The sequence below is a fragment of the Litorivicinus lipolyticus genome (assembly GCF_009650135.1).
GTDB classification, from domain to species: domain Bacteria; phylum Pseudomonadota; class Gammaproteobacteria; order Pseudomonadales; family Litorivicinaceae; genus Litorivicinus; species Litorivicinus lipolyticus.
In genome coordinates, this window is sequence record NZ_CP045871.1 from 1784949 (window position 1) to 1795845 (window position 10897).

General features: G+C 59.1%; 13 protein-coding genes. 10 read left to right on the forward strand and 3 right to left on the reverse strand.

Translation table 11 applies throughout. The features are described from left to right. The first annotated feature begins 39 nt into the window (after positions 1-39). The 9 genes from GH975_RS09030 to GH975_RS09070 all read left to right on the forward strand — a co-directional run bounded on the left by GH975_RS09030 (position 40) and on the right by GH975_RS09070 (position 6916). A complete protein-coding gene (locus tag GH975_RS09030) occupies positions 40-729 on the forward strand; it encodes a DUF3108 domain-containing protein (RefSeq protein WP_153714207.1) in 690 nt (229 codons plus the stop codon). Further along, positions 726-1847: a GNAT family N-acetyltransferase gene (locus GH975_RS09035; protein WP_153714208.1), complete on the forward strand. Its 1122-nt coding sequence runs from the start codon at positions 726-728 to the stop codon at positions 1845-1847. Before GH975_RS09030 ends, GH975_RS09035 begins: the two co-directional genes overlap by 4 nt. A gap of 42 nt (positions 1848-1889) precedes the next feature. Next, complete coding sequence (locus GH975_RS09040; RefSeq protein WP_153714209.1) at positions 1890-3590, forward strand: proline--tRNA ligase; 1701 nt, start codon at positions 1890-1892, stop codon at positions 3588-3590. Beyond that, a complete protein-coding gene (locus tag GH975_RS09045) occupies positions 3556-4116 on the forward strand; it encodes a lytic transglycosylase domain-containing protein (protein ID WP_153714210.1) in 561 nt (186 codons plus the stop codon). Before GH975_RS09040 ends, GH975_RS09045 begins: the two co-directional genes overlap by 35 nt. A 2-nt stretch (positions 4117-4118) precedes the next feature. Next, the gene (locus GH975_RS09050; protein WP_153714211.1) at positions 4119-4670 is read left to right on the forward strand and encodes a flavodoxin family protein; all 552 of its coding nucleotides are present in this window, start codon (positions 4119-4121) and stop codon (positions 4668-4670) included. Next, a complete protein-coding gene (locus GH975_RS09055; protein WP_153714212.1) occupies positions 4667-5020 on the forward strand; it encodes a DUF2069 domain-containing protein in 354 nt (117 codons plus the stop codon). Before GH975_RS09050 ends, GH975_RS09055 begins: the two co-directional genes overlap by 4 nt. Then, positions 5007-5192 (forward strand): CPXCG motif-containing cysteine-rich protein, encoded by a 186-nt coding sequence (locus GH975_RS09060; RefSeq protein ID WP_153714213.1) that lies wholly within the window; start codon positions 5007-5009, stop codon positions 5190-5192. Before GH975_RS09055 ends, GH975_RS09060 begins: the two co-directional genes overlap by 14 nt. A gap of 86 nt (positions 5193-5278) precedes the next feature. Further along, entirely contained in the window at positions 5279-6244 is a 966-nt protein-coding gene (locus GH975_RS09065) for a GGDEF domain-containing protein (RefSeq protein ID WP_153714214.1), read from the forward strand. Between the two features lie 12 nt (positions 6245-6256). Continuing rightward, complete coding sequence (locus tag GH975_RS09070) at positions 6257-6916, forward strand: response regulator transcription factor (RefSeq protein ID WP_153714215.1); 660 nt, start codon at positions 6257-6259, stop codon at positions 6914-6916. Here GH975_RS09070 and GH975_RS09075 read toward each other — a convergent pair. Genes GH975_RS09075 through GH975_RS09085 form a run of 3 tightly spaced genes read right to left on the reverse strand, consistent with a single transcriptional unit; the run spans position 6913 to position 9315 of the window. Then, a complete protein-coding gene (locus tag GH975_RS09075) occupies positions 6913-7458 on the reverse strand; it encodes a chalcone isomerase family protein (RefSeq protein ID WP_170272608.1) in 546 nt (181 codons plus the stop codon). The genes GH975_RS09070 and GH975_RS09075 overlap by 4 nt on opposite strands. Next, positions 7406-8695: an adenosylmethionine--8-amino-7-oxononanoate transaminase gene (locus GH975_RS09080; RefSeq protein ID WP_153714217.1), complete on the reverse strand. Its 1290-nt coding sequence runs from the start codon at positions 8693-8695 to the stop codon at positions 7406-7408. The genes GH975_RS09075 and GH975_RS09080 overlap by 53 nt, the downstream gene beginning before the upstream one ends. Beyond that, a complete protein-coding gene (locus tag GH975_RS09085) occupies positions 8692-9315 on the reverse strand; it encodes a LysE/ArgO family amino acid transporter (protein WP_153714218.1) in 624 nt (207 codons plus the stop codon). The genes GH975_RS09080 and GH975_RS09085 overlap by 4 nt, the downstream gene beginning before the upstream one ends. A 233-nt stretch (positions 9316-9548) precedes the next feature. Between GH975_RS09085 and aceA the strand changes: the two genes are divergently transcribed. Next, positions 9549-10865, forward strand: coding sequence for an isocitrate lyase (gene aceA, locus GH975_RS09090; RefSeq protein ID WP_153714219.1), 1317 nt, complete (start codon positions 9549-9551; stop codon positions 10863-10865). Positions 10866-10897: the final 32 nt, after the last annotated feature.

The window sequence follows — 10897 nt, forward strand, 5'->3', positions numbered from 1 at the left end:
CGCTAGTGATTGTCAAATTGAGGTGCTAGGCTCATCCGCATGAAACGATTTTTGACTGTGCTTTTAATCGCCATCAGCCCTGCGGCGCTTGCGCTGTCGCCCTTCAGTGCCCAATACAAAATGACCTGGGATACGGTGATCACCCTGAACGGTGAGGCAACCCAGATCCTGAGTCGGCAAAATGACACCTGGCGCATGCAGCAAAGCGCCAAGGCCAGCATCGGCTCGATCGAAGAAATCAGTGTCTTCCGCGCGGCCATAGATGGCACCCTGATCCCGCTTGAATTTATGCGAGACACCACCGTGTTTGGACGCACCAAGAGCTACCAATCACGTTTCAACTGGAACCAGAAAACCGCCAACTGGAATGATGACCAAGTCACCCTGGAAGACGGCGTTGTTGACCCGCTGACGCTGCAACTAACGTTGCGCCAAGCGCTCAATGATGGTGGCTCACTGGCGGTCAAGGTGCTGGACCGTGGCCGTATTCGTGAATACACCTTTGAGCACCTGGGCTTGGTCACCTTGGACACACCAGCCGGCGCCCTTGACCTGATTCACCTGCGCTACCAAAAATCGAACGACCGCAGCACCGAGCTGTGGTTTGACCCTAACCGCGACCATTTAATGGTGCGCTTGCTGGCTCAAAACGACCGTGGCTACCTCGAGCTGCTACTGACCGGTGCACAGTCAGGTCCGGATGTGACCCTGACCGCCACCTCCCAGTGAACCTGCGCATTGAGTCACTCACCAGCATCGCCGACATCGACGCTGGGTGCTGGAACGATTGGCTTAACGGCTATCCGTTTTTACGCCACGAATTTCTTAGCGCCCTTGAATCCAGCGGCGCCACCTGTCAAGCCACCGGCTGGGTGCCCATGCACCTGGTGGCGTGGGACGATCAGCGCCCGATCGCCGCCCTGCCGCTATTTGCCAAACACCATTCGCGCGGCGAGTACGTGTTCGATTGGGGCTGGGCGGATGCCTTTGAGCGCGCCGGCGGTGACTACTACCCTAAGCTACTGTCGGCGGCCCCGTTCACACCGGCGACCGGCCCTCGGCTGTTGGGTGATCCGCGTGCACACCCGGCCCTGTTGGCGCACATCGACCAGCTGATCGACCAGGGATTTTCGAGCTGGCACTGTCTGTTCCCGGCGCACCAGATTGAAGGTGACGACACCTTGCGCCGCATCGGTGTTCAATACCATTGGCACAATCAGGGCTATGCTGATTTCGCTGAGTTTTTGGCGCCGATGACCAGCAAGCGCCGCAAAGCCATCCGCCGCGAGCGCCGGATTGTCGCCGACCAGGGCATCACCCTGGAACGCATTGCCGGTGAATGCGCCGCCGACGCCGACATCGAAGCCTTTTACCGGTTTTATCAAAATACCTATGCGGTGCGCGGACAGCGCGGCTACTTAAACGCCGATGCATTCAAACAAATGTTCCACGGCATGGGTGACCAGCTGTGCCTGGTGATGGCACGCATGGATCAGCAAGCGGTTGGCGCTGCGCTGTTGTTCCACGACGCGACGACCCTGTACGGGCGCTACTGGGGCGGGCACCAACTAGACTGCCTGCACTTTGAGGCCTGTTATTATCAGGGCATCGAGTTTGCCATCGAGCGTGGCCTGGAGCGCTTTGACCCCGGCGCCCAGGGCGAGCACAAAATCCCGCGTGGGTTCGCGCCGACCCAGACCCAAAGCTTCCACCGCATCGGACACCCGGGCTTTCGGGCCGCGGTCGCCGAGTTCTTGGGCCGCGAACAAGGCGCGGTTGAGCGCTGGCAATCCGACGCCGCCGCCGCACTGCCATTTAAAATCGCAACCGAAGACGCCGCCACTTAGGCAAATCCGCTATACTACGCGCCTTGCAAATCGAGGTCCCCAATGCGCGCATCCAAACAACTGATCCCCACCCTAAAAGAAACACCCCAAGACGCCGCCATCGTGTCTCATCAGTTGATGCTGCGCGCCGGCTTAATTCGCCAACTCGCATCCGGCCTTTACACCTGGCTACCGATGGGTCTCAAAGTCCTGAAAAAAGTTGAAAACGTGGTCCGCGAAGAAATGGACCGCGCCGGCGCCCTTGAAACCTTGATGCCCAGCGCGCAACCGGCCGAACTGTGGCAGGAATCCGGCCGCTGGGAACAGTTCGGCCCGGAATTGCTACGCTTCCAAGACCGCCATGCACGCGACTTTTGCTTGGGTCCGACCCACGAAGAAGTCATCACCGACATCGCGCGCAACGAAATCAAAAGCTACAAACAGTTGCCGATGAATCTGTATCAAATTCAACAGAAATTCCGCGACGAACGACGCCCACGTTTCGGCATCATGCGCTCGCGCGAATTCTTGATGAAAGACGCCTACAGCTTCAACCGTGACGCCGACTGTCTGGCCGACAGCTACCAAGTGATGTACGACGCCTACGTGCGTGTGTTTGATCGTTTAGGCCTGCGTTACCGCGCGGTCGACGCCGACTCCGGCTCGATCGGTGGCAGCCGCAGCCAAGAGTTCCACGTGCTCGCGGACTCGGGCGAAGACGCGATCGCTGTATCGACCGTGTCACAGTACGCCGCCAACATCGAAGCCGCCGAAGCACTTCCTCGCGAAAGTGAGCGCCCGGCACCGGGTGCGGCCATGACCCGCAAACCCACCCCCAACACCAAGACCATTGACGCCTTGGTTCAGGGCTTTGATGTAGCGATCGAAAAGACGCTTAAGACGTTGATTGTTGAAGGCGCCGAAGACGGCACCCTGGTCGCCCTAGTGGTACGCGGCGATCACAGCCTGAACGAAGTCAAAGCCGAAAAATTACCCGAAGTCGCAAGCCCGCTGCGCATGGCCGATGATGCCCAAGTACGCAGCGTCATCGGCGCCGGTTTTGGCTCGCTGGGCCCGGTCAACATGCCGCTGCTGACCCTGGTTGACCGTAGCGCCGCACTAGTCAGTGATTTCTGTGCCGGTGCCAACGTCGAGGGCGAGCACTACTTTGACATCAACTGGGGCCGCGACCTGCCCGAGCCAGAGGTTCGTGACCTGCGCGAAGTGGTCGCCGGCGACCCCTCGCCTGACGGACAGGGCACCTTAGAAATTACCCGCGGCATCGAGGTGGGCCACATTTTCCAGCTTGGCACCAAGTACAGCGAAGCCATGAACTGCAACATGCTCGATCAAAACGGCAAGGCCAAACCCATGCACATGGGCTGCTATGGCATTGGCGTATCACGCGTGGTGGCCGCGGCGATCGAGCAAAACCACGACGCCCGTGGCATTTTGTGGCCGGCAGCGATCGCGCCTTACCAGGTCTGTATCGTGCCGATCGGTGGCAAAAAGGACCCCGCGGTCAATGACACCGCCGAGGCACTGTATCAAAGCCTAAAAGATCAGGGCGTCGAGGTGTTACTGGACGATCGTGACATGGGGCCCGGACCGCGCTTTGCCGACATGGATTTACTCGGAATCCCACACCGTGTGGTGATCAGTTCGAAAGGCCTGGCCGCCGGTCAACTAGAATACAAACACCGTTCGAACCCCGACAGCGAGATGCTAGATGAGGCGAGCATTATGGATCGTCTGGGCGCTTAGCCTACTTAACGCCGGCGCCGCCGAACCCGGCGTCGACCAAGAGTTGCTGGGTAAATTGCGCAGCGCCGTTGAATCGGCCCAGTCCTTTGACGACGACTATGACGCAACCGTGTGGCTGACCCTGATGGGCCAGCGCATGGCGCGCTACAATCCGGACCCCGACGAGCGCTTGGCGATTTTAATCGCGGTCCACCGCGAGGCCCGGCGGGTCGATATTCCGCCGGAAATGGTGCTCAGCGTGATGCACGTCGAAAGCCGCTTTAAGCGCTTTGCCATTTCCCGCGTCGGCGCCCAAGGGCTGATGCAAATCATGCCGTTTTGGAAAAACGAAATTAACCACAGTGACGCCAACCTGTTTGATGTTGACACTAACATTCGCTTTGGTTGCACCATTTTGAAACACTACCTGGACCGCGAACGCGGCAACTGGGCTCGCGCCTTGGCTCGCTACAACGGCAGCCTTGGCAAAACCTGGTACCCCGAAAAAGTCATGAGCGCATGGGACCGCGTCTGGTTCCCTGGATAACTATGAATCTATTGATCTTGTTCCACTCATCCGGCGGCCATGTCGCCACGCTAGCCGACGCCATCGCCATGGGTTGCGAGGGCCAAGGCGTAGACGCCCGGCTACGTAACCCGCCGGCTCTGGATGGCCGCGAAACCGATTACTTGACCGTGACTAAGGACGAGCTCCGATCATGCGGCGGTCTGGCGCTGGGCTCGCCGACTCGATTCGGTCAAATGGCGACCCCACTCAAGGCGTTTTTCGAGACTACGTCGGATCTGTGGTTGTCCGGCGAATTGATCGACAAGCCCGCCGGGGTGTTTGGCGCGTCGTCGTCGCTTCACGGTGGCAATGAGGCGGTGCTATTGGGCATGACCCTGCCGCTGCTGCACCACGGCATGCTGGTAACCGGCGTGCCCTACACCGACCCGGGGCTAGCTCAGGACCATGGCGGCGTCACACCCTACGGCCCGAGCCTAGTTGAAAACAGCGGCAACCACCCTCACCCACACGAGATTGCGTCGGCCAAGGCCCTGGGCGCACGCTTGGCAAAACTGATTAAGGCACTGGCATGAACAAATTGAACACCGCATTGTTTCTCGCACGCATCAGCTACCTGGCTATCCTGCTGGCACTGGTGGCCGGCGCCATGACCGGATCATGGAAGCTCGCGGTGATCGGCATGATCCCCCTGTTGCTGGTCTACGCAGGGCCGATTAAGGGCGACACCAAAGGCAATCAGTGGGCCGCGTTCGCCGTCACACCCTACTTTATGTACGGCGTCACTGAACAGGTTGAAAACCTGATGGTGCCGGGGGTCGAACCCTCTCTGATGCCTTTGGTTTACTGGCTCGGTGGGGCAACGCTGTTTATCGCCGCGATGATGCACAGCCGCTGGCAGGCCGAGCTCGATGCTGCCGACTGAAAGCGCGACCTGTCCATACTGCTGGGAGCAGGTCGAAATCGGCTACGACCCGGCCGAACAGGACCACGAGTTTTGGGAAGACTGCCACGTGTGTTGTAGGCCGATTTTATTCAGCGTAACGCTTGGATTTGACGGCGCCGCGACCCTGACAGCGCGCTCGGATGATGACTAGCTAGTACCCCAAAAATTACATCGCACCTTGACGGGTCAATTGTAAGTGCTACTACTTAGTACATACGACTTTTCTCGGTGCCCCAAATGCAAATCCTCGTCTTGGACGATAACCCAGATGATCTGCTTCAAATTCAGCGAGTGCTTGAGGGCCATGCTGAATTCACGGTCGACTATCTGACTGATCCTTACGAGGGCATGGCGCGGATCGAGTCTGGCGACTACGACATACTTGTACTGGACATCCACATGCCCGGCTTGTCGGGCTTTGATTTGGTTGGGCGCCTGCGCGCTAACGAACGCTTTCAGTGGATTCCAGTGATCTTTTTGACCGGATCGACATCGTCCGACGAATTGGCCGAATCACTACTGCGCGGCGGTGACGCCGTACTCAGCAAACCGGTCAATGTCAGTCCACTGCTGCAACAACTCCAGGTTTTCAAACGCACTATCCAGCGCCACCGGGCGATGCAAGCCGAAAACCAGTCGCTGATGCGCCAGGCCCACCTTGATCCCCTAACGGGGCTGTTGAACCGGCGCGGCGTTGAGTATCAAACCCAACAGATGCTCAGCGATTGTCGTGAGCATGCCCGCGATCTGAGCGTACTGATGATCGACATCGACCATTTCAAGCGCTTCAACGATCACCATGGCCACCAAGAAGGCGACCATGCCATCCAGACCGTGGCCGCGGCCATTCGTATGGGCGCCGAGCGCGAGACCGACATGCTCGGGCGCTACGGCGGCGAAGAATTCAGCGTCATTTTACCCGACACCAACCCAAGCGGCGCCCGCACCGTAGCCGAAGCGATTCGCAAAAACCTAGCAATGCTAGACCTGAGCACCCGCAGCAACCCGACCGGCCGCGTCACTGTCAGCGTCGGCATAGCCAGTGATTTAGTGCCGGCTCACGAGCCATACGGCGCCAACAGCATGCGACTGATCGGCGAAGCCGACAGCGCCCTTTTTTACGCCAAACGCAACGGCCGCGACGGTGTCCAAAATGCCGCTGATGACGCACCCATTCCCGCCCTCAGCGGTCAAAAATCCTAGTTGGAGTACTCCATGGACAAGGTCTTAAACATTCTAACCATCGGCCGAGACCCGACGGTCCTCGGGCACCTCGCGACGGCGCTGTCGCACCACAAGGTCAGAATAGCGGCACCCTCCGCCCAGTTGGACGCGCAAATCCAGCAACAGCCCTACGACATGCTGATCGCTCACATCACCACCGATCACAACACCGTCGATTTGGCGGTCTCGTTGGCGCTGGTCCACGAAAACATTCCCCTGCTGGTCGTGGACGACCACCCGGATGATGAAATGGGCCGGGTGCTGATCAAAGCAGGAGCGCGCGGCTACGCCCATGCCGGCTTGACCGACGAGCTTATCGCCGGCGCCGTGCGCGACATTATTGACGGCGAGCTGTGGATGCCGCGTTCGGTGATGCTGTCGATGATGAATGAACTGACTACCGAGATGGACAACGAACGTGTCGGCGACGATCCGCGCCTGGGACGGCTGACCAAACGTGAGCGCGAAGTGGTCGAATTGGTCGCCAAAGGCGCATCGAACAAAGACGTCGCCGATCATTTAGGACTGACCGTACGCACCGTCAAAGCACACATGACGTCAGCCTTTCAAAAGACCGGCACCAGTGCGCGCTTGGAAATGTCGCTATTGGTGCGCGGCGAGCTGCCAATGAATCATGGGATGCGCGCCTAGCGCAGCGACAATAGCTGTTCGCGTAGCCCCGGTGCCGGCGTCCCCGGCAGCAACCAAACGCCCAACAAACGTCGCCCAAAGGCGCTGTCAGGGCTGTCGACCAAGACCCGGTCGTTCAACAACAACCGAAACCCCTGCGGACTGACTTCCAAGCGGTAACCGTCGCCGGCGTTGACGTCTTGATAGGCGTCCAGGGTTTGGTTGAGCGGGCCTAGCCATTGCGACAGCGTTTCGCCGGCGGGCAGCACGGCTTCGAACCCGGCACGGGTGGCATCGACAAACCCGCGCGCGGGGATATCGCGCAAATATCGAATATCCAGACGCGCCATTTCAGCCCCATCAATCGAATACAGCGGCGCACCGGGCGCCCGATACAGCGCCGCTTCATAGACTTTAAACAGTCCCTTCCAGCGCAGTAGCCCCTGCCCTTCAAGGCGTAGCGTTTGATTAGCGACCACGGCGGTCGCCGGAAAGTTGGCCCAGGCCAGGCTAGGTAACAGCAGCACCAGCGCCAACAGCGCGTTTAAATTGTTCCGTCTCACACCACCCCCGCATGGTATGGACCACCCGTTCCATCTGGGGCGGCGTAATAATGTACGGCGGCATCGTGTACAACACGCGGTCAAACGGCCGTAGCCACACCCCACGCTCCATGGCGTAGGCCTGGGCGCCTTGAAGCCGCGCCGGATCGTCGACCTCGATGACACCGATGGCGCCCTTGACCCGCGTGCCTACGACACCCTCTACCTGAAAGTCAGACAATGATCGCGTCAATTGGTTCTCGATGCGTCCGACTTCGGTCAAACGCCCCTCGTCAGCGAACAGCGACAGCCCGGCCAATGCGATACGGCACGCCAGTGCGTTGCCCATAAAAGTCGGCCCGTGCATAAAGGCGCGACCGCCATCGGTGCCCTCAAAGCCCGCATACACCGTCCGGCTCGCGAGGGTCGCGGCGTGCGCACTGTAGCCACAGGTCAAGCCCTTGCCCAGCACCAACAAGTCAGGACAAACACCAGCCTGGTCCAGTGCAAACATCGTCCCCGTGCGGCCGAAACCGGTCGCCACCTCATCAAAAATCAACAGCGTCTGGTAGCGCTCAGTCAGTTCTCGTAGACGCTGTAAAAACGCCGGGCTGTGCATTTTAAAGCCGCCCGCGCACTGGACCAGCGGCTCGATGATGACCGCCGCCAATTCATGTGCATGCTGCGCCAGCAGCGCCTCGACCTCGGCTAAATGGCCACAGTTCAGGTCACAGTCACCACACTCGGGCGGCATTGGGGCAAATATCTGTTGCGGCGCCAGGCCACGAAAACGCGAATGCATGCCCTCGTCCGGATCACCGACGCTCATGCAGGCTGTGGTATCGCCATGATAGGCACCACGAAATGCCATAAACCGCGTTTTCGGCTGATCTTGGTTGAACCAGTACTGGACCGCCATCTTCATCGCCACTTCGACGCCCGTGCTGCCGGAATCGCTGAAAAATACGTGCTGCAACGGGTCCGGCGTGATCCGGACCAAGGCCTCGGCCAGAGCCTCGGCAGGGTCGTTGCCCAGGCCGCACATCATGACGTGGGCGAATTGATCGATTTGCTCTTTGGCCGCCTGATTGATGACCGGGTGGGCGTACCCATGAATCACGCTCCACCAACTACTAATGCTGTCGATCAGGCGACGGCCATCGGCTAACTCCAGGTACACACCCTGGGCATTGGCGACCGACAACAAGGCCGGCGCCGTGGCCATTTGCGCGTAAGGCAACCACAGCTTGCGACTCATACGAACTGCTCCCACAACAAAGCGGCGGCGATCGTAAACATGACCGCAGCAATAATGCCATCCAAAACCTGCCAGGCACGTGGGTTTTCAAACCACGGGCGAATCAGGCGGGCCCCGTAGCCCAAGCACACAAACCAAACCCAACTGGCCGTCACTGATCCTGCCGCGAAGGCCATCCGCTCGGCGCCTTGGTAGGCACCGCCGATACTGCCAATCAATACCACCGTGTCCAAATATACGTGCGGATTGAGCAGCGTAAAGGCCGTCACCGTTGTCACCGCGACGATCCAGTTAGTCGCGACCCGCGCCTGAACGCTGACCTCGGCCAACGGCGCACAGGCACTGCGCGCACAGCGCAACCCGTACCACAGCAAAAAGGCCGCTCCACCCAAACGGGCAATTGACTCCAACTGCGGCACAGTCTGTAGTAACCAACCGAAGCCATAGACCCCTGCGGTCATCAGCACCGTATCGAAAAACGCACACAGCGCCACGCTCAGGCCGACGTAATGGCCGGCAATACCTTGGCGCAACACGTGCGCGTTTTGGGCACCAATGGCCATGATCAGGCCCGCGGCCAAGAAAAAAGCTTGGACGAATATCGTTAGGGTTTGGGTCATTAAAAGGTGGCTCCAGCGTCGGCGCGCAGTGTATCGCGAGACACGGCTATGACCAAGTTGTAAATGTGGTCATTATGTAGACCAAAGTAACTTGACTAGTCATATTGTGCGGCGCACACTGCTTGCATGGTTTCACAGGAACACTGATCAGACAGCAACGATCAGCGTCAAAACCACTTTGAGGCGCCGGCACAGTCGGCCACACCCGCACTTCGCTAAAAAGGGAAATGGATATGAGCACATCACGCCAACAACAAATTGATGCTATCAACAAGGACTGGGCCGAAAACCCGCGTTGGAACAACGTCCGTCGCGACTACAGCGCCGAAGACGTAGTACGCCTGCGCGGCAGCGTCCAACCCGAGTACACCTATGCCAAACGCGGCGCTGACAAACTCTGGGACCTGGTCAACGGCAATTCAAAAAAGGGTTACGTTAACTGCATGGGCGCCTTGACTGGCGGCCAAGCCATGCAGCAAGCCAAAGCCGGCATCGAAGCTATCTACCTGTCAGGTTGGCAGGTCGCCGCCGACGCCAACACCTCCGAAACCATGTACCCCGATCAGTCGCTGTATGCCTATGATTCGGTACCCACGGTGGTACGCCGTATCAACAACACGTTTAAGCGTGCCGACGAAATCCAGTGGAAAAGCCTGTGCGACGGCAAGCTGACCGAGAACGACGCGCACGACTACTTTCTACCGATTGTGGCCGACGCCGAAGCCGGTTTCGGTGGCGTTTTGAACGCCTACGAACTGATGAAGAACATGATCGTCAACGGCGCCGCCGGTGTTCACTTCGAAGACCAACTGGCCGCGGTAAAAAAATGTGGTCACATGGGCGGCAAAGTATTGGTACCGACCCAAGAAGCAGTACAGAAGCTAACCGCCGCGCGCTTGGCCGCGGATGTCGCCGGCGTACCGACCATCGTTCTGGCGCGCACCGATGCCAACGCCGCGGACCTGATCACGTCGGACGCGGACGAATACGATCGCCCCTTCCTGACCGGCGAACGCACCGAAGAAGGCTTCTACAAGACCAAGGCCGGCATCGACCAGGCAATCGCTCGTGGCCTAGCCTACGCACCCTACGCCGACTTGCTGTGGTGCGAAACTGCGAAACCTTGCCTTGAGGAAGCCAAGCAATTCGCCGACGCCATCCACGCCGAATTCCCCGACCAGCTACTGGCGTATAACTGCTCGCCCTCGTTCAACTGGAAAAAGAACCTGGACGACGCCACCATCGCGACCTTCCAGCAGGAACTGGCCGACATGGGCTACAAATACCAGTTCATCACCTTGGCGGGCATCCACAACATGTGGTTCAACATGTTCGACCTGGCGTACCACTACGCCCGTGGCGAGGGCATGAAGCACTACGTTGAAAAGGTTCAGGAGCCGGAATTCGCCGCCGCTGAGCGCGGCTACAGCTTTGTCGCCCACCAGCAAGAAGTCGGTGCCGGCTACTTTGACGATGTCACCACCGTGATCCAAGGCGGCAAGTCCAGCGTCACTGCGCTGACCGGCTCAACCGAAGAAGAGCAGTTCTAAAGGACCGTTCAACCGCGCGACCGAAAGCCCAA